This window comes from Pseudomonadota bacterium, from assembly GCA_016711215.1.
GTDB lineage: Bacteria > Myxococcota_A > Polyangia.
This window is the reverse complement of the sequence record JADJTL010000001.1, coordinates 1,038,643-1,055,991: the sequence shown is the minus strand read 5'-3', so window position 1 is coordinate 1,055,991 and position 17,349 is coordinate 1,038,643. Positions and strand designations below refer to the sequence as shown.

The window sequence follows — 17,349 nt, the reverse complement described above, 5'->3', positions numbered from 1 at the left end:
CATGCAGGGTCTCGGCAGTCTCCTGGCGACCTACGCCGGTGTGCTCTTCATCAATCTGATCCTTTCGCTCGTACTCTGGCGCAAGCAGCGCAATCCACTGCAGCGTGGGCTGGTGCTGCTTTGGGGTGCCGCCTTCCTCGCCTTCCTCGCGCAGGGCGCGGCCGCCAAGGGCAGCCTCGTCATCACGCTTGGCTTCTCGTGCACCTTTTTCATCAACCTCGCGCTGGCGAATCTGATCTCGGCGATCGGCGGCGTAGACTTCCCCTGGCGGCGCTTTGCAGCGATCTACGGGAGCGCAGTCGCGACTAGCATCCTTTGCGCCGCCACTCGCCAGCCCTTCCTCTGGATCGCGCTGCCGACCGCGCTGGCCGTTGCTTGGCCAACAATCGAAACTGGAATCCGCGCTCTCCATCATCCGACGCGCCCGCTCGGCTCCTCCGCGAGAGCACTGATCGTGAGCTCGTTCTTCTTTGCCGCCCACAATCTCGATTTCCCCTTCTTGCGCGACAAGCCCGCGGCAGCTTCCATCGGCTTCGTGATCGCCTTGCTCACGGTATTCGCCCTCTCGCTCACCGGCAACGCTGTGGTCCTCGAGCGGGAGACCGCCGACCGCACCCGCATCGCCGAGCTCAACCGCTTTCAGGTCCAGTTCTTTAGCAACATCACGCACGAGCTGCGGACGCCGTTGACGATGATCTTGGCGCCAATCGATGGCCTGCTCGAGGGCGAGATGGGGCATCTGGATCAGGCGCAGAAGCGGTATCTGGTGCCGATTCGGCGCAGCGCCTTGCGCCTGCTCAAGCTGATCAACGATTTGCTCGATGTCGCCAAGCTCGAGGAGCGTTACCTGCGGCTGCGCATCGAGGCCAGCGACCTTCGCGGGATGTTGACGGAGATCGTCGAGCACGCCACCCCGCTGGCTCGGCGCAAGCGCATCGAGCTGACGCTGCAGCTCGACCACAGCCGCGACGACATCTTCGTCGACCTGGAGCAGATGGACCGCGTGGTGGTCAACCTGCTCTCCAACGCGCTCAAGTTCACGCCGGCGGGCGGCAAGGTCACGCTGGCGCTCGACGCCGACGCCGTGGAGGCTCGCATCAGCGTCAGCGACACGGGGATCGGCATCGCCCCGGAGAAGCATCAGGCGGTCTTCGAGCGCTTCAGCCAGGCCGACGGTACGGTCACGCGCCGCTACGGCGGGACGGGCCTCGGGCTGGCGCTGGCCAAGGACATCGTCGAGCTGCACGGCGGCCGGATCAGCCTCGAGAGCACGCCCAAGGTGGGCAGCACCTTCTGCATCCACCTGCTCCCGGGCCGCGAGCACTTCGCCACAGATATCCTCGAGCGGCGCAGCGCGGAGCAGCTCAGCGAGCGCGCCGCGCGGGCTGAGGATCGCGAGCCGCGCGAGTGGACGCGCAGCCTGCTCGAGCGCGCCGATTTCCGCTTCCTCGAGCTCGATGATGCCACCGAGCGCCGCGTCACCCGCCGCGACCGCCACGCCAAGCCCAAGGCGACCAAGGTGCTGGTGGTCGAGGACAACCTCGAGGTGCTGCGCTTCCTGCACCTGCAGCTCCAGGAGCAGCACGAGGTCTTCCTGGCGCGCAACGGGCTGCAGGGGCTCGAGATGGCGCGGGCCGAGGGCCCCGACGTGATCGTCACCGACTTCATGATGCCCGAGCTCGACGGCCTGTCGATGATCAAGACCCTGCGCGCCGCGCGCGAGACCGCCCAGATCCCGATCATCATGCTGACGGCCAGGGGCAACCTCGACGATCGGCTCGAGGCGCGCGAGGCCGGCGCCGATGTCTATCTGAGCAAGCCCTTCAGCCCGCGCGAGCTACGCGCGGCGATTCGTCACCTGCTGCAGCAGCGCGGCCGGCAGGTCTCGCTCCTTATTCGCGAGCATGTGCGCAGCCTCGAGCTGATCGCCGGCGGGCTGGCGCATGAGATCCACAATCCACTCAATTACATCAGGAACGCCGTCCACGTGATCAACGAGCGCGTCGACGGCATCATCGCGCTGCTCGGCAACCTCGAGGCGCCCGACGCCGAGCGCATCGCCCGCCTGAAGCATTGGCGCGAGCAGATCGGCCGCATGAGCACGATCGCGCAAACGGGCGTCACGCGCATCGACGAGGTCGTCAAGCTGGTGCGCCGCTACTCCCGCGAGGGCTACCCCAGTGACCCCTTGCCGATGGACTTCGATGCGGCGGTTCAGGACATCGGTCGGCTGATCGCGCCGAAGGACGCCGACCCGGTGGAGAGCATCCTTGAGCTGCAGGCGACCGGCGCCCAGGTGCTCTGCATCGCCGAGGAGATGCACCAGGCGATTCGCAACCTCTGGCAGAACGCGATCGATGCCGCGCCGGCCCATGGGCACGTCTGGGTGCGAACCTGCGTCGAGCGCGAGCTGCTCCACTTCGAGGTCGAGGACGATGGCCCCGGTATCGCACCCGACCACCTGCAGCGCATCTTCACGCCCTTCTTCACCACCAAGGCCCAGGGCAAGGGCATGGGCCTCGGCCTCGCCATCACCCATCAGATCGTCGACCTCGCTGGCGGCGTCGTCGCCGTCGATACAGTCGTCGGCAAGGGCTCCACCTTTCGCATCACGCTGCCCCTCGCGCGCGACCGCGACTCCGCCGTCACCGTCAGCGGTGGCGGCGGCCTGCAACCGGGCTTCACCGGTGAGCTGACGCCGCCCCCCTTCGACACGCCCACGCCCGCCCCCTCCGCCTAGTGCTTCTTTTCGGCGCCGGCCCCGGGGCCGGCGGGCTTCGTTGATTGATCGGACCAACCTGTTTAGAATCGTTGGGCTCCCGCACACTCCGGTCTTCCGCTCCGAACGGACGAGGCAAGCTCTCATGGATCGATTGCGACCGCGCGCACCTGCGCTCCTGGCCCACTTGCCGTGGGTCCTCTGTCTGATCGCGCTCGCGGCGCCGGTGCAGGCCGAGCGCACCTCGCCCACCGACCGCGCGCTGGCCAGTCAGCTCTTCGATCTCGGTCGCACCTACTATGACCAGAGCGCCTACGAAAAGGCGCTCGATGCCTTCGAGCAGTCCTACCGCTTGAGCCAAGAGCCGGCGCTCTTCCACAACATCGCCAGATGCCAAGAGTCGCTCGGACGCATCGAGTCGGCGATTGCCAGCTACGAGCGCTTCCTGAGCGAGAGCGGCAAGCCCGACGCCAAGATCGATGCTCGCATCAGGAACCTGCGCGCGCGGCTGGCCGCCCAGCGGGCCGCGGCCCTGAGCGCCGCCGCGACGACCGCAGCGCGAACACCGACGCCAACGCCGACGCCAACGCCAACGCCACGGCCCCTCTTCCGCGATCCGGTCCCTGCGCCGATACCCTCGGTCATCGCGCCACCGACGCCGCCCGTTACCGTCGCACCTGCGGCCACCGCCGGCCGCCCCCTGCTCACGGCGCCGACGCCGCTGCCGCCCCCGATTCGCGCGCCCGCGGCCGCTCTCTCGGGGCAGCAGGGGGCGAGGCGCACGCGCGCGAGCACGGTGGTGGGTTGGAGCCTGGTCGGCTTGGGTGGAGCGGCGATTGTCACGAGCATCGTGCTCGGCGTCCGCGCGAAGGCCAAGGCCGACCTGACGGAGAAGGCCTACCGCTGCGGGGCGGACCCCACGGTCAGCCAGGATTGCCCGGCGACGCCCTATTCCTGGACGCAAATCCAAACCAGCATCGACGACGGCGGCCGCGCGCTGGGGCGGGCGCAGGTGGCGACCTTGCTGGTGGGCTTGCTCGCAGCGGGCAGTGGCGCCGCCGTGTTGGTCTTTGCGCCACGTAGCGTGCAGCCCGAGGGGCGCGTGCGACTTACGCCCTCGCTTGGGCCAAACGCCGTGGCCCTTGCCGGCAGCGTGACCTTCTAAACTGCCCGGGAAGCCTCAGGGACGGTACCGTCAACGAAGTGAGTGGTGCAAGCATGGCGATGAGCCGGTTTCGAGACGCAGGGGCCACTTGGCCCCGACTGGGTTGGCCCCGATGGTGGGCCGCGGCCACGCTGACGGTCGTGGGGGCTTGCTACAACCCGCAGCTCGTCGGTCCCGGCCTCTTTCTCTGCCCGGACGAGAAGTGCCCAGACGGCTTCGTCTGCAACGCGCAGCAGCGCTGCGAGCGCGTGGAGGACGACGAGGGGGCCGACCAGGGGGGCGGCGGGCGTCGCGACGGCGGGGCTGACGGCGGCGGCGAAGAGGGCGCGTTGGCCTGCACGGCGGAGGCGCCGGCGCTGGTGACGCAGTTCAATGAGAGCGCGATCGGGATGATCGGGCTGGTGAGCGACGACAATGGTGCGCTGGCGGTCAGCTATCCAGCAGCGATCTTCGACGGAGCCCGGGAGCGGAGTCGCGAGCTGGTGATTGCGCGGCGTCCCTCCGTCAGCGCCGGCGACGGAGCGCCTACGGTGGCCTGGACCCGAGCCAACCAGCCCGTCTTCGCGCTCACCAACCAGAGCGTGGGGCTCTACTACTCCGCGCTGGACACGCGCGCCGGCCAGCTCGCGGTCGCCTTCAACGCGAGCGCCGGCGGAACCAACGGCAATCAAGCGCCGCTGACGCTGTGGACCGGCCCGGCCAACGCGACCTCGGCCCAGGCGGGAAGGATCACCGAGCTGAGCGGCGAGTTTACCGGTGGCCCGGTCTTCACGGGCGCAGCCCCCGCGGTCGCGATCGCCCAGACCGCCGATAACCGCACCTATGCGGTGGTCGCCGGCCAGGCCCTCCCCGAGGCCGCGAGCTCGGCGCCCTCCTCCGTCCTCGTCGTCGTCGATCCGGCGTCCGGTGTCCGTAAGGCGATGATCCCGTTACCACCGCCCGCACGCGCCGCGAGCGAGTCTCAGGTGACGGCGAGCGATCTGGCCCAGCGTCTGCTCTTCACTGCGGCGACGACACCGCGCCAGATCTTCCTCGGCCAACTCGGCGAGCTGCTGCCCCGCGGCGCCAGCGCGCCGCCCGTCGGGTCTCTGCAGGCGACCCTGCTCTTCGTCAGCCAGCTCGACCTCGACGGGCTGCTCGGCAGCGATGGCCCGCGGCCCACGGTATCGTGGTTCACGGAGCCGCAGCTCACCGTGCGCGGCTTTGCCACTGTGCCGCTCGCGCTGACGCCGAGCGGACCCGGCGTCGTCTTCCCGGCGCGCGGCAGCAGCGCCGGAGTCGATGGGTCCGGGCTCTATGAGCAGAGCCTTCCGCCGAAGGGTGCCCCCCAGGCGCTTCGAGCTGGAGCGTCGGCGATCCCGAACGCGATCCGACCGGCCGTGAGTAGCCGCGACGGCTTTACAGGTGTGGCCTTCATCGCCTTCGAGGGCGACCTCGCCCGGGCAGGCGAGGCCGCCGCGACCGGCATGTTCGGCCAGGTCTGCTTCACGGCGGCGACGAAGCAGCGCGAGGGCCAGTGGACGAGGTCGCTTTGCCTGCCGGGCACCGAGGGCGACAACGGCGCCTACCAGGTCGAGGTCGTCGCCTCCTCGACCACGGGCGGCCGATCTGTCTTCGAGCTCGTCTATTGGCATCGGCAGCCGCTCGGCGGCAGCAATCTCACCAGCCTGCGCGTCAGCCACACGCGCGTCGTCTGCCGGCCGCTGCTCTGAGCAGGCGCGTCGGGACGGGACTAGAGATCGACGTCGGCCACGACGGCGTGGTGGTCGGAGCAGTGCACCCCCGTCGCATCGGCCTGGTCGCAGGCGAGCTCGCAGCTACGGATCCGCCCGCGGCCATCCTTGCGGCGTGGCGTGACGAAGATGTAGTCGAGACGGCGATCGGCCGGCAGCGTCGAGAGCTGCGGCGTGTAGGGGTTATCGGAGCTCCAGGTCCAGCCCCGCTCGCCGGGGTGACAAAGGGCGAAGGCATCCTGGTAGTAGGTGCGCGCGCCGTCGATGCTGGTCATCCCCGTCAGGTAGCGGATCTCGTCCGACTCGGGCACCGCATTGAAGTCACCACAGAGCAGCGCCGGACCCTCGCTGCTGTCGCGCACGAAGCGATCGACCGCCTGAACCTGGCGTTCGCGCACGGCGCCATCGGTGAGGCGATAGGCCAGATGCGTGGTGAAGACCCAGCAGGCGGCGCCATCGGCGAACTCGAGCGCCGCGCCGAGCACGATGCGGCGCGTCTGGTCGGCGGGCCCGGGCAAGGCGCTGCAGTGCCGCTGGACGAGGCGCCCACGGCCCAGAATCGCCAAACCCTCGTCGCCCCCACCCCAGGGCTGCGCGGTCTCGTAGGTCCACGCGAGGCCGAGCGCCGCCGCCAGTGTCTCGGCCTGATTCGGCACGCGGCCGGGGACCTGCCGCACCTCCTGCAGGCAGACGACGTCGGGCCTGAGGGCCGCGAGGCGCTCGGCCGTGAGGGCCAAGCGGCGCTCCCAGGGGCCCTGCTCCTGCCAGAGATTGAGCGTGACGACGCGCCTTCGGGTCGGGGCTGCGGGCTTCATTTCCGGGTTCATCGCCCTGACATAGCCCGCCCCCAGCCCTGGCCGCAAGCGCCGCGACGCCTGGCCACGCCGAGGGCGAATCGGGGGCCGAGAAGCACTAGCCTTGACACCCGTCCCGCCCCCCGTCTAGACTCCGACGCGTTAGAATCATTAAACAATCCAAGCGACGCAAAAAGCTCACGTGACCTGGGAAAAAGCGACCTAGTGGATTCCAAGCGACCCAGCAGTCATTCGGCGTGCCGCAGGCTAGCGGTAGCCCCAACACCATAAGCACAGTCCGCGCGGAAGGGGGATGCGACACCATGGCCGGTTCGGATAAACGGAAACAAAGTCTTTATTTTCCAGAGGACATGCTGAAAGAGATCCAGGATGAGGCGGCGCGCCAGGATCGATCGCTGTCCTGGATCGTGCAGAAGGCCTTGAAGATCGCCCGCCGCGAGATCCAGAAATACCCCTCGGTCAACGAGTTCCCGGGCGCCGAAGACGACAAAGAAGAGATGGCCTGATCGGACGGCTGACCGATGATCGATGCAGGCTGGCTCGCCCTAGAGCTGCAGCGGCGGGGCCTCGTCGCCGAGCCGCAGGTGCTCGCCGCGCAGGCCGCGGGCGCCGAGGATTTCGGCCTCGCATTGCTGCAGAGCGGCGCGATCGTCGAGGACGATCTGCTGCGCTTCCTCGGGCTCCATTTCCAGACCCAGTACGTCACCACCGAGAAGCTGAGCCAGGCGCAGGTGCCGGCCGCGCTCTTGGCGATGGTCCCCGCGACCCTCTGCGAGCAGCTCGCGTTCGTCCCGATTCGCCACGACGCCGAGCGCAGCCTGCTGAGCGTGATCGCGGGCGACCCCTCCGATCCGCGCCTCGTCCCCGCCCTCCAGCAGGCCACCGGTGCGACCTGCATCGTCGCCTACGTCGCGCTCGCGCATGCGGTCGAGGCCGCGCGCAAGAAGTGGTACGCCGGTGATGCAGATGCCTTCGCCCGCGTCGCGAGCGCGGTGGGGCGCAGCTACACACATCTGCTCGACATCTATGACCAGCGGGCGATCGACTTCGGCTCCAGCGGCGAGCGCGGCGACGACGACTCAGACCTCGAGCTCGCCACCGTCGACGCTCCGATCAGCGGCGCGGCGGATCAGGCCCCACCGCCGCTCGGCCCGGAGATCGACCTCACCGAGGACGCTTTCACGGTCGCCTCCGCACCGCGGCCCGCCGCCCCCACCACTGCAGCCACGGCCCAGCCAGCCGCGCCGCCAGCCCCACCGCCGGCGGCGGCTGAAGCGCCGGATTCCGGCGCTTCGGAGCCGATCGCGATCGCCTCGCCAACCGAGGGCTTGGCCGGCGCCGACGCCGCGCGCCCGGCGGTAGCAGAGGCGGCGCCCGCCGCGGTCGCCCCCCCTGTCGCCTCAGTCGCCTCGGCGCCACCCAGCACGGGCGCGCCCCCCGTGGCGCTGGCACGCATCGCCGTGACCAGCGGCGCGGATCGCGGCGCGGAACGCGATGCGTGGGCTGAAACAGCGGCGGCGCTCGTCGGGCTGCTGGAGCTCGAGCGAGGGTGGCGCCAGGGTCATTCGCTGCGCGTCGCCCAGCTCGCGCGCGCCCTCGCGGTGACCGCCGGCCTCGGCCCGCGGCGCGCCTGGGAACTCTACCTCGCCGCCCTCTTGCATGAGCTCGGCAAACCCGCCACGCCGCATCTGACAGCGCTCCTGCTCGAGTCCTCGGTCGAGGCGCGCCGCACCGCTCAGCGGGTCCACACCTATCCGCTGCATCTGCTCGGGCGCAGCAAGTTGCCGCGCGATGTGCTGCTGATCCTCGGCGCGCTCTACGAGCGGCCCGATGGACGCGGCGTGCCGGGCACCCTTCGTGGTGAGCAGCTTCCGCTGGCGGCGACCCTGCTCGCGGCGGCGGACTGCTACCTCGACGTGCTCGGCAATCCAGAGACGAGCGAAGGCTGCGCCCCGAACGCCGCGGCCGCCCGGACTCGCCTGCGGGCAGCGGCGGCGCGGGGGGCCCTCGCCGCGCGCGCGCTCGACGTGCTCGAGCAAACGCTGGACGAGGAGGCCTCGGTGGCCACGGCGGCCGGGCTTCGATGCTCGGTGCTGGTGGTCGATCCCGACGCCGAAGGCGGCCGCGTGCTGCAGAGTCGCCTGGTCGCCGCGGGGCTGGCCGTGGCGCTCACGACCAACACAGCGCAGGCGGCCCGCGAGGTGCTGACCCACCCCTTCGACCTGATCATCTGCGAGGCCGAGGTCGATCCGGTGGACGGCATCGAGTTCTTGCAGCGCTTGCGCGGCGAGCCCGGGGTGGGGTCGATACCGATGATGATCGTCTCGCACAGCAGCGACCCCCTCCTGCGCCAGCGTGCGATTCAGGGGGGCGCGGCAGACTTCGCCAACAAGCCCCTGGCCTTCCACGGGTTCGTGGCGCGGGCGCGGCAAATCATCGCCGCGGCGGCCGCGCGGCGCGAGCGCGGCGGCTGAAGGCTCTCCCTGCCCCGCGCTCCGCCGTCCCACCGGATCGGCCGGCGCCGGTAGCCCGGATCGCGGCCGGGTGTTCTCGGCGAAGAGCGCGAAAGCAGAGCGGCGCCGCGCCCTCCGGATCTCGGCACGCCCCATGCTTTGCCGGCGGGCATGCAGCCGACACCGTGGAGACGTGATCCGCAGAGTCCAGAGGGCAACCGGTCCCGGCTGCCGCCGCTGCGGCGTCAGCTCGCCCTTGGGGTCGCGCTGACGGTCGTGGTCGCGGCCTCCGCGTCGCCCGCGCAAGACTGGGGCGAAAGCGCCGCCGAGGTGCTGACGACAGCCGACGATCCTCCCCTGCCCCGAGCGATCGCGGCCGCCCTCGGGCGCGCCGATCTTCCCCCCGCGGCAACGCTCTCGTGGCGCCAGCGCGCCCGCTGGGCCGCGACCCTGCCGCGCCTGACGGCGCGCCTGCAGCACGCGCGCGGCTTGGCCCAATATGTCGATCTACGCAGCGAGGTTCCCGACCGCTTCGACGCCAGCGCGCGCGTCGGTTGGCGCGTCGATCTGGCGTTGAGCTGGGAGCTCGGCGCGATCTGCTTCGCCGAGCGAGAGCTGCAGGTGCAGCGCGCGCTGGCGGAGCTCGAGTCAGCACGACGCACGCTGGCCGCCCGCGTGGTGGAGCTCTATGCGGAGCGCAGGCGACTGCGCGCGACGCTGCGCGCAGCGACAGGCGACCCCGAAGGCGAAGCGCGGGCGGTCGCCCGCTTCAACCGCGCCGGCGCGCTGCTGGCGGCGCTCTGCGGTGATCAGTTGTTCCCCTCCGCCGGGAACCGGAGATAATGGCCGTAGCGTCGCGCATCGCTGGCAACACCGGCGGGCGCGAGGCGCGGGCATCAGCCAGAGGAGAGGCCGCGCGATGACCGAGCAGCAGCGTGAACATCAACGCTTCCCGACACGGCTCGCGGCCGAGGTCAACACCGGCCAGGAGACCTTCGGCGCCTGGGCCAAGAACCTCAGCATGGGCGGCGTTGGACTCGAGCTCGACCGACCCGTCGAGGCGCAGACCCTGATCGCGATCAGCATGTTCCTCGTCGAGGACGGCATCGAGGACGCCACCGTGGGCGCGCTCGAGGTCCACGGCCAGCTGATCTGGATCGCGCCGCTGGAGCGCGGTGGCTACGAAGGCGGGGTGCGTTTCGCGCCGATCCAGCCGGCCCACGCCCGGTTGCTGCAGGACTTCCTCAATCGACTGATCCCACGCACCTAGCGCGGCACCTCACGCGGGCCTGGTGCGAGCCTGGCGCGAGCCAAGCGCGAGCCTGGCGCGAGATCTCCCCAGGCCCAGAGCTGCGCAGCGCCCTTCGCACTTGATGGGACTTAGGCCGACACGTGCGTTGAGGGTTATACACCTCCCAGCGCGACGACCATCGCAAACCCTTGCAATCACGCGAATCATCGGATGGCACGAAGTGTGCTTAAAAACGCTGCGATTCACAACAGAGGCTTCCATTGGTCGCCAAGTCCGCGACCAGCGTGCCCCGGACGCCACCGTCCAAGCCGCGCCTCAAGCTGCCGCAGAGGGAAGTGATACATCCATGGGCGAGATCATCGTGACTTCAGCGCAGACCAAGCAGCACAATGCCAAGTCGCTGCAGATCCTCGCGCGATCAATCTTTCGCGAGCTCAAGCAGAACGGCTTCGACAGCCGCGACATCGTCTCCATTAGCTCCGAACTGATCGGACTCGTGACCACCGATCTCCGCGACCAGAACGAGCCGCGCCCAGCCGCGAGCTAGGCCGCCGCCAGCTGCGGAGGGGGGCCGAATCCTTCCGCCCCCCTCCGACCTTGACGCCCGCTCCCGCTCCGCCCCGAGGCAGCGCGCCGAGGCCCGCCACCAGGCCCCTGCGATCGATCCGAGCTCGATCACTTCGCAGTTGCAGCGCGGCAAACTTCCCAGTTGCAAAGCGGCTGGCGGGTGGGTAAGTTCCGCACCGTTCGTCGCCCCTTCGATCAAGCAATTGGCCGGTAGGGCACCCCGCAGGGCAATCGCTCAGAGGGCAATCGCTCACAGGGCAATCGCTCACAGGGCATTCCCTCGCAGGGGCCATCGCTCGTGGAGTCATCGTTCTTTGAGGCGCGGCAACGCGCCCATCATAAAAAGGAGTCCTTCCCATGGCAGTTCGCGTCGCAATCAATGGCTTCGGTCGCATCGGTCGCTGCGTCACCCGCATCGCCGAGCAGAAGAAGGACGCAGACATCCAGCTCGTCGCCGTCAACGATCTGACCGACGACGCCACGCTGGCGCACCTGCTGAAGTACGACTCGGTCCATCGCGCCTTTCCCGGCAGCGTCACGGCCGAGGATGGCTACCTGCTGATCAACGGCAACAAGGTGCGCAGCCTGGCCGAGCGGGATCCCGCGAAGCTCCCCTGGAAGGAGCTGGAGATCGACGTGGTGCTCGAGTGCACCGGCCGCTTCGTCAAGCGTGACGCCGCAGCGCTCCACCTCGCAGCCGGCGCCAAGAAGGTGATCATCAGCGCGCCGGCCAAGGGCGCCGTCGACGCGACGATGTGCATCGGCATCAACACCGAGATCTACGATGCCAGCAAGCACCACGTGATCAGCAACGCGTCCTGCACCACCAACTGCCTGGCGCCGGTGGCCAAGGTGTTGAACGAGTCCTTCGGCATCGTCAACGGCCTGATGATGACGATTCACGCCTACACGGGTGACCAGGTCGTGCTCGACGCCCCCCATAGCGACCTGCGTCGGGCCCGCGCCAGCGCGCTTTCGATGATCCCGACGACCACCGGCGCCGCCAAGGCGATCGGCCTCGTCCTCCCCGAGTTGGCGGGCAAGCTCGACGGTATTGCCGTCCGCGTCCCCACCCCCGATGTCTCGCTCGTCGACCTGACGGTCAACCTGGCCAAGGCGACGACGAAGGAGGAAATCAACGCGGCGCTGCGCACGGCCGCAGCCGGCAGCCTCAAGGGCATCCTCGCGGCTGTCGACGAGCCGCTGGTGTCGATCGACTACACGGGCTCGCACTTCTCGTCGTCGGTGGATCTGCCCTCGACGATGGTCTCCGCTGGCACGACCGCCAAGGTGCTGGCCTGGTACGACAACGAGATCGGCTACGCCGCGCGCCTCTGGGAGCTCTGCCAGCTCGTGGCGGGTAAGCTCTAATGACGATTCGCCGCGTCGACCAGCTTGAGCTCAGCGGCAAGCGCGTGTTCTGCCGCGTGGACTTCAACGTGCCCCTGAATGATCAGGGGCAGGTGACCGACAGCACGCGCATCAGATCCGCGCTGCCGACGCTGCTGCACGTCCTCAGGGCGGGTGGCAAGCTCGTGCTCGGATCGCACCTTGGCCGCCCCAAGGGCCAGGTGGTGCCGAAGCTACGGATGGAACCGGTCGGCGCCGAGTTGGCCCGCCTGCTCGATCAGGCGGGCCACAGTGGCGAGGTCATCGCGGCCGAAGACATCGTCGGCGACGGCGTGCGCAAGCTGGTCAGTGAGCTGCGACCCGGCAGCGTGGCCTTGCTGGAAAACCTACGTTTTCATCCAGGCGAGACCAAGAACGACGAGGGTCTCGCGCGCGAGCTCGCCTCCCTCGCGGACGTCTATCTCAACGATGCCTTTGGCACGGCGCACCGAGCGCATGCCTCGACCGTAGGCATGGTCGGGCTGGTCAAGGAGCGCGCCGCAGGCTTCTTGATGATGAAAGAGATCGAGATGCTCGGCCGCCTCCTCGGCGCGGTCGAGCAGCCCTTCGTCGCGCTGCTGGGCGGCGCGAAGGTAGCGGACAAGATCGCCGTGATCGAGAACCTCCTCAAGAAGGTCAGCGCGCTGCTGGTTGGCGGCGCGATGGCGAACACCTTCCTCAAGGCCCAGGGCGGCGACGTGGGAGCATCCCTCGTCGAGAATGACCATCTCGACACTGCGCGCCGAATCCTCGAGCAGGCAGCCGCCCGCGGCGTCGAGCTGCTGCTGCCGATCGACGTGGTGGTGGCGCCCTCCCTGGACGCCGGCGCCGGTCAGCTCGCGTCCGCCAACGCGGTGCCCGCGGGACAGATGGCGCTCGATATCGGGCCGCAGACGCGCGCGCGCTTCGCCCAGACGATTGCCCTGGCGAAGACGGTGTTCTGGAACGGACCGATGGGGGTCTTCGAGAAGGCCCCCTTCGCCGCGGGCACCTTGGCCGCGGCCAGCGCGGTGGCGGCCTCGGGCGCCTTCACCGTGGTCGGTGGTGGCGATTCCGTGGCGGCTATCAATCGCAGTGGGGTCGCCGAGAAGATCAGTCACATCTCGACTGGCGGCGGCGCCTCGCTCGAGCTGATCGAGGGCAAGACCCTGCCTGGCATCAGCGCGCTCGAGAGCTGAGAGGAGATTCTGTCGTGGCCGAAGCAGCCAAGCGCAAGCCAATCATCATTGGCAATTGGAAGATGTACAAGACGGTCGGCGAGGCGCTCGACCTCGTAGGCGCGCTCTTGGAGGCGCTGCCACGCATCGCCGACCTCGAGGTCGGGGTGGCCCCTCCCTTCACCGCGCTGGCTGCCGTGGCGCGCAAGATCGAGGGCAGCAAGAGCGCGAGCGGCGGCAGTCTCCTGCTCGCGGCGCAGAATTGCCATTTCGAGGCCGCAGGCGCCTTCACCGGCGAGGTCGCGCCACCGATGCTCAAGGAGGTCGGCTGCACCCACGTCATCGTCGGCCACTCCGAGCGGCGGCAGTTCTTCGGCGATACCGACGAGCTGGTCAACAAGAAGACCCGGGCTGCGTTTGCGCACGGGCTGACGCCGGTGATCTGCGTCGGTGAGCTGCTCGCCGAGCGCGAGGCCGGCCAGACCTTCGAGGTCGTCGAGCGTCAGCTCCGCGCGGCCTTCGCTGGTGTCGACTCGACCGCGGCGCGACGCGCCGTCGTCGCCTACGAACCTGTCTGGGCGATCGGCACCGGTCGCACCGCCACCGACGCGCAAGCGCAGGAGGTTCACGCCTTCCTTCGTCGCCTGGTCGGGGAGCTCTACGACGGCGCCACCGCCGGCGCGCTCCGCATTCAGTACGGCGGCAGCGTCAAGGCCGAGAACGCCGCCGGCCTGATGGCTCAACCAGACGTCGACGGCGCCCTGGTCGGGGGCGCTAGCCTCAAGCCCGAGGCCTTCCTCGGCATCCTGGAATACCGCCGGACCAGCTAACCCATGGAAACTCTCGTCACCGTCATCTACGTCCTCGTCTGCCTCTTCCTGATTCTCGTCGTCCTACTCCAGGCCGGTCGCGGGGCCGGCATGGGTATCTTTGGCGGCGCCGGACAAACCGTCTTCGGCGGCCGCGGCGCGACGAGCTTTCTCGGCAAGCTAACCGCCCTCGCCGCCGTGCTCTTCGTCTCCGGGGCGACCTATCTCGCCTGGGCCTCGAGTCAGCAGGAGGACCGCGTCCTGCGGGCCCGCGCCGCCGAGATCGCCCGCCAGAAGCAAGAACGCCAGGCGGCCCAGCTCAAGAAGATCGCCACCGCCAAGAGCAAGGCGTCCCCGGCTCCCGCGACCCTCCCGGTCGCTCCCTTGCAGCCGGATGGCGGGCTCTCGGGCTCACCCGAGGCGGACGCGGCGGCACCGGCGCCCTAGGGACGCACGCGTTCCCCTAGACACTGATCCCGGGCCTCGCTATCGTCTCGCCCCAAAGATGCTCGCCTTCACAAAGCTTCACGGTCTCGGCAACGACTTCATCCTGCTCGATGGGCGCGAGCATCCGCTGCCCGAGTGGGTCGGCGATCCCAGCTACGTCAAGCGCCTCTGCGATCGCCGGCGTGGAATTGGCGCAGACGGCCTGTTGCTCGTCCTGCCGACGATCCTCGAGCTCGCGGACGCGCGCATGCGCGTCCTCAATGCCGACGGCAGCGAACCCCAGATGTGCGGCAACGGCCTGCGCTGCGCAGCCAAGTACCTGCATGACCACGCGCCCGGGCCGAACGCCGAGCTCCTGCTGCGGATAGAGACTCAGGCCGGCATTCGGCCCTGCCAGCTTCAGCTCGCTCCGAACGGCCTCGTCGCCATCGTGCGGGCCGACATGGGTCGCCCCGAGTTTGCGCGGGAAACGCTGCCGATGCGCGGCAGTGGACCCTTCGTGGAGGAAGCCCTGGACCTTGAGGGCCTGCCCTTGATCGGCACCGCCCTCAGCCTCGGAAATCCGCACTTCGTCACCTTCGTCGAGGATCAGCGTGACCTCCGGGCCCTGGCCGCGGGCGCTGGACCGCGGGTCGAACAACACGCCGCCTTTCCACAGCGCACGAATGTCGAGTTCGTCCGCGTGACCCCGGAGGGCGCGCTCGAGGTCTCGGTTTGGGAACGCGGCTGTGGCTTGACGGAGGCCTGCGGCACTGGCGCCTGCGCGGCGGCCGCCGCCGCGATCGCCACGCGACGCGTGCCGGGCGATGCCGCGATCGAGGTGCGGCTACCGGGGGGCACGCTGATGATCGAGGCTGAGGCCGCTCTGGCCAGAATCTGGATGGCGGGCCCGGCCGAGGAGGTCTACAGCGGCGAGCTCCCCGCCCCCGACCGCCTTGCTCGAAGCCAGCGGGGCGCCTGAGCAGCAGCTCGGAGCGCGCTCAGGGCGCGGCGCGAGCCTCGGCCTTTTTGCGCACCGCGAACATCAGGTTGCCGTAGCCTGCGACGCCCGCCGAATACATCACCCGCTTGATCACGCGGAAGTCGATGTCTCGGTCGCACTGAATGATCAGCTTGCCATCGAAGGGCTCGTCGGCGTGACGAAGATTCCAAGCGTTGCGCAGCCGCTCGAGCTGGGTGCTGAGGCGGGCGATGCGCAGGTCACCGCCGGACTCGGGCGCCGTCAGCTCCCCGACCAGCGCTACCTCGCGATCCTCGAGGGTCACGAGCCCCTTGCTCGGATGGTCCGGCATGTTGGAGATCGAGACGATCGGTACGCGCTCCAGCTCCTGGACGTTCGTCGCGAAGGGCGGCTTGATGTCCTTGTTCGCCGCGACGATGTCACCCGAGGCCGAGAAGCTCAGGAGCAGGAAGATCACGAGCACGATGAACATGTCGATCAGCGGGGTCAGCTGCAGGCTGGCGAAGGTAGACTTCTTCCCGTGGCCGTGGCGCGTCCCCTTGAGCAGGCCCGTGCTCTGCATCAGCTTCCCCGCTGGCGCGTGGATCGGTCCGCGATCCGCGTTCGTCGCCAGCTCGCCGCCGCTCGCCGCCCAGCCCCGCTTCCAGAGACGGAATGCGTGCAAGGAGCAGAGGTTGATCTCGTCGAGCAAGGCCTGAGTCCGGCCGTTGAGCGCCGAATAGGCGACCAACGCGAGGATGCCGGTCAACAGCCCAAAGGCTGTGCAGTTCATGGCCTCGCTGATGCCGGCGGCGAGGCGCGTCGCGTTCTCGGCGCCGGAGCTCATCGAGACCGCGCCGAAGGAATGGATCAGCCCGATGATGGTACCGAAGAGCCCCATCAGCGTGGCCACGTTGCCCATCAAAGCGAGGTAGCCCGTACGGCGCTCGATCGCCGGCAGCTCGCGGTAGGCCATCGCGTCCATCGCGACGCGGACGTCATGCTCGCCCGCTGCGCTCGCTGCGAGCCCAGCGCCGATAATCCGCGCCAGCGGGCGGTCGACCTCCGCGCAAACCGCGCCGGCTGCCGCCGCATCGCCGCGTGCGAGGTGCGGGCGCAGTCGCTCCAGCAAGCGATGCCCGCTGGAGACCGATCGGAGCATCATCAGCACACGGTCGGCGACGAGCCAGAGGCTGACGACCAAGGCGAAGAGGATGAGGCGCATGCCCCAACCGCCCTCAGCGAAGGCGGCAGCCACCGCTGGGGGTAGGACCCCGAGCGGCAAGAGCGCCGCGATCAGGACGGCGAGCAGCACAGGCACGGCGTTGACGATTCCGGTCATTCCGTTTTTACTCCGGCTACATTCTCGCCGCGGCGGCGTCGGTCAGGCGGATGCTGGTGAAGTTCTGCTGCAGTGCCACATCCATCGCCTCGACGATGTAGCGATAGACCACACCGTCCTCGACCGCGATCGTCAGCTCGTCGCGGGTCTGCAGCTCGCCCTTGAGGTCGCGCAGACGCTTGCCCAGCGCTTCGACGTCGTAGACGGTCTCAGCCTGCTTGGCGATCGGGTCGCGCACGCTGCCAGCGCTGACGACGTAGCCGTCCTGGCCGACGAGCACCGTCACCGCCACCTCGAGCTGCTTCGTCTCTTCCGTGGGAGGCTTACCAGCCGAGCCCTGGCCCTTCTGGTTGACCTCGATGCTCGACATCGCGCTCCAGGCCGCGGTGATCAGCAAGAAGCAGATACAACAAACCAGCAGGTCGATGAAGGGAACGAGGTTGAGCTCGGCATCGAGCGACTTCTTCCCACCGCGACCGCCCGCGCTTTCGATTGAAACGCCCATCGTTACCTCGCTGCGGCGCGACGCGGAGGGCTGAGCGCCCTCACCGTCGTGCTGCG

General features: G+C 69.1%; 16 protein-coding genes. 13 read left to right on the top strand and 3 right to left on the bottom strand.

Features of this window, described 5'->3' with window-relative positions; translation table 11 throughout:
• Nucleotide 1 precedes the first annotated feature (1 nt).
• From IPL40_04150 to IPL40_04140, 3 genes are all read left to right on the top strand, one after another.
• On the top strand, nucleotides 2–2,740 hold the full coding sequence (locus IPL40_04150; protein ID MBK8480358.1) for a response regulator: 2,739 nt from the start codon (nucleotides 2–4) through the stop codon (nucleotides 2,738–2,740).
• Nucleotides 2,741–2,864: 124 nt separating this feature from the next.
• Nucleotides 2,865–3,884: a tetratricopeptide repeat protein gene (locus tag IPL40_04145; GenBank protein ID MBK8480357.1), complete on the top strand. Its 1,020-nt coding sequence runs from the start codon at nucleotides 2,865–2,867 to the stop codon at nucleotides 3,882–3,884.
• Nucleotides 3,885–3,943: 59 nt separating this feature from the next.
• Entirely contained in the window at nucleotides 3,944–5,596 is a 1,653-nt protein-coding gene (locus IPL40_04140) for a hypothetical protein (GenBank protein MBK8480356.1), read from the top strand.
• Between the two features lie 20 nt (nucleotides 5,597–5,616).
• Here the strand turns inward: IPL40_04140 and IPL40_04135 are convergent, their stop codons facing one another.
• Complete coding sequence (locus IPL40_04135) at nucleotides 5,617–6,432, bottom strand: endonuclease/exonuclease/phosphatase family protein (protein ID MBK8480355.1); 816 nt, start codon at nucleotides 6,430–6,432, stop codon at nucleotides 5,617–5,619.
• A 302-nt stretch (nucleotides 6,433–6,734) separates the two neighbouring features.
• Here IPL40_04135 and IPL40_04130 point away from each other — a divergent pair, with 302 nt between their 5' ends.
• The 10 genes from IPL40_04130 (at nucleotide 6,735) to IPL40_04085 (ending at nucleotide 15,467) form a co-directional block, all read left to right on the top strand.
• Nucleotides 6,735–6,938 carry a TIGR04563 family protein gene (locus tag IPL40_04130; GenBank protein MBK8480354.1) on the top strand — a complete coding sequence of 68 codons (204 nt, stop codon included), beginning with the start codon at nucleotides 6,735–6,737 and terminating at the stop codon, nucleotides 6,936–6,938.
• Nucleotides 6,939–6,953: 15 nt separating this feature from the next.
• Nucleotides 6,954–8,906, top strand: coding sequence for a response regulator (locus IPL40_04125; GenBank protein MBK8480353.1), 1,953 nt, complete (start codon nucleotides 6,954–6,956; stop codon nucleotides 8,904–8,906).
• A gap of 150 nt (nucleotides 8,907–9,056) precedes the next feature.
• A complete protein-coding gene (locus IPL40_04120) occupies nucleotides 9,057–9,728 on the top strand; it encodes a hypothetical protein (protein ID MBK8480352.1) in 672 nt (223 codons plus the stop codon).
• 76 nt (nucleotides 9,729–9,804) lie between these two features.
• Nucleotides 9,805–10,155 (top strand): PilZ domain-containing protein, encoded by a 351-nt coding sequence (locus IPL40_04115; GenBank protein MBK8480351.1) that lies wholly within the window; start codon nucleotides 9,805–9,807, stop codon nucleotides 10,153–10,155.
• A gap of 328 nt (nucleotides 10,156–10,483) precedes the next feature.
• Entirely contained in the window at nucleotides 10,484–10,684 is a 201-nt protein-coding gene (locus IPL40_04110; protein MBK8480350.1) for a hypothetical protein, read from the top strand.
• Between the two features lie 377 nt (nucleotides 10,685–11,061).
• Nucleotides 11,062–12,075: a type I glyceraldehyde-3-phosphate dehydrogenase gene (gap, locus tag IPL40_04105; GenBank protein MBK8480349.1), complete on the top strand. Its 1,014-nt coding sequence runs from the start codon at nucleotides 11,062–11,064 to the stop codon at nucleotides 12,073–12,075.
• Nucleotides 12,075–13,271 carry a phosphoglycerate kinase gene (locus IPL40_04100; GenBank protein ID MBK8480348.1) on the top strand — a complete coding sequence of 399 codons (1,197 nt, stop codon included), beginning with the start codon at nucleotides 12,075–12,077 and terminating at the stop codon, nucleotides 13,269–13,271. The genes gap and IPL40_04100 overlap by 1 nt, the downstream gene beginning before the upstream one ends.
• Nucleotides 13,272–13,285: 14 nt before the next feature.
• Entirely contained in the window at nucleotides 13,286–14,080 is a 795-nt protein-coding gene (locus IPL40_04095; protein ID MBK8480347.1) for a triose-phosphate isomerase, read from the top strand.
• A gap of 3 nt (nucleotides 14,081–14,083) precedes the next feature.
• Nucleotides 14,084–14,506, top strand: a complete 423-nt coding sequence (secG, locus tag IPL40_04090; protein MBK8480346.1) for a preprotein translocase subunit SecG — start codon at nucleotides 14,084–14,086, stop codon at nucleotides 14,504–14,506.
• A 58-nt stretch (nucleotides 14,507–14,564) separates the two neighbouring features.
• Nucleotides 14,565–15,467, top strand: a complete 903-nt coding sequence (locus IPL40_04085; protein MBK8480345.1) for a diaminopimelate epimerase — start codon at nucleotides 14,565–14,567, stop codon at nucleotides 15,465–15,467.
• Between the two features lie 19 nt (nucleotides 15,468–15,486).
• On the opposite strand, the gene IPL40_04080 is transcribed toward IPL40_04085, so the two are convergent.
• Nucleotides 15,487–16,788, bottom strand: a complete 1,302-nt coding sequence (locus tag IPL40_04080; protein MBK8480344.1) for a MotA/TolQ/ExbB proton channel family protein — start codon at nucleotides 16,786–16,788, stop codon at nucleotides 15,487–15,489.
• 16 nt (nucleotides 16,789–16,804) lie between these two features.
• Nucleotides 16,805–17,293, bottom strand: coding sequence for a biopolymer transporter ExbD (locus tag IPL40_04075; protein ID MBK8480343.1), 489 nt, complete (start codon nucleotides 17,291–17,293; stop codon nucleotides 16,805–16,807).
• Between the last annotated feature and the right edge of the window lie 56 nt (nucleotides 17,294–17,349).

Excerpts from the sequence above, each read along its gene's own strand:
- gap (MBK8480349.1), top strand. The coding sequence starts at position 11,062 with ATGGCAGTTCGCGTCGCAATCAATGGCTTCGGTCGCATCGGTCGCTGC.
- IPL40_04115 (MBK8480351.1), top strand. The coding sequence starts at position 9,805 with ATGACCGAGCAGCAGCGTGAACATCAACGCTTCCCGACACGGCTCGCG.
- IPL40_04150 (MBK8480358.1), top strand. The coding sequence starts at position 2 with ATGCAGGGTCTCGGCAGTCTCCTGGCGACCTACGCCGGTGTGCTCTTC.
- IPL40_04075 (MBK8480343.1), bottom strand. The coding sequence starts at position 17,293 with ATGGGCGTTTCAATCGAAAGCGCGGGCGGTCGCGGTGGGAAGAAGTCG.
- IPL40_04100 (MBK8480348.1), top strand. The coding sequence starts at position 12,075 with ATGACGATTCGCCGCGTCGACCAGCTTGAGCTCAGCGGCAAGCGCGTG.
- IPL40_04130 (MBK8480354.1), top strand. The coding sequence starts at position 6,735 with ATGGCCGGTTCGGATAAACGGAAACAAAGTCTTTATTTTCCAGAGGAC.
- IPL40_04085 (MBK8480345.1), top strand. The coding sequence starts at position 14,565 with ATGCTCGCCTTCACAAAGCTTCACGGTCTCGGCAACGACTTCATCCTG.
- secG (MBK8480346.1), top strand. The coding sequence starts at position 14,084 with ATGGAAACTCTCGTCACCGTCATCTACGTCCTCGTCTGCCTCTTCCTG.
- IPL40_04120 (MBK8480352.1), top strand. The coding sequence starts at position 9,057 with ATGCAGCCGACACCGTGGAGACGTGATCCGCAGAGTCCAGAGGGCAAC.
- IPL40_04140 (MBK8480356.1), top strand. The coding sequence starts at position 3,944 with ATGAGCCGGTTTCGAGACGCAGGGGCCACTTGGCCCCGACTGGGTTGG.
- IPL40_04125 (MBK8480353.1), top strand. The coding sequence starts at position 6,954 with ATGATCGATGCAGGCTGGCTCGCCCTAGAGCTGCAGCGGCGGGGCCTC.
- IPL40_04080 (MBK8480344.1), bottom strand. The coding sequence starts at position 16,788 with ATGACCGGAATCGTCAACGCCGTGCCTGTGCTGCTCGCCGTCCTGATC.
- IPL40_04110 (MBK8480350.1), top strand. The coding sequence starts at position 10,484 with ATGGGCGAGATCATCGTGACTTCAGCGCAGACCAAGCAGCACAATGCC.
- IPL40_04135 (MBK8480355.1), bottom strand. The coding sequence starts at position 6,432 with ATGAAGCCCGCAGCCCCGACCCGAAGGCGCGTCGTCACGCTCAATCTC.
- IPL40_04145 (MBK8480357.1), top strand. The coding sequence starts at position 2,865 with ATGGATCGATTGCGACCGCGCGCACCTGCGCTCCTGGCCCACTTGCCG.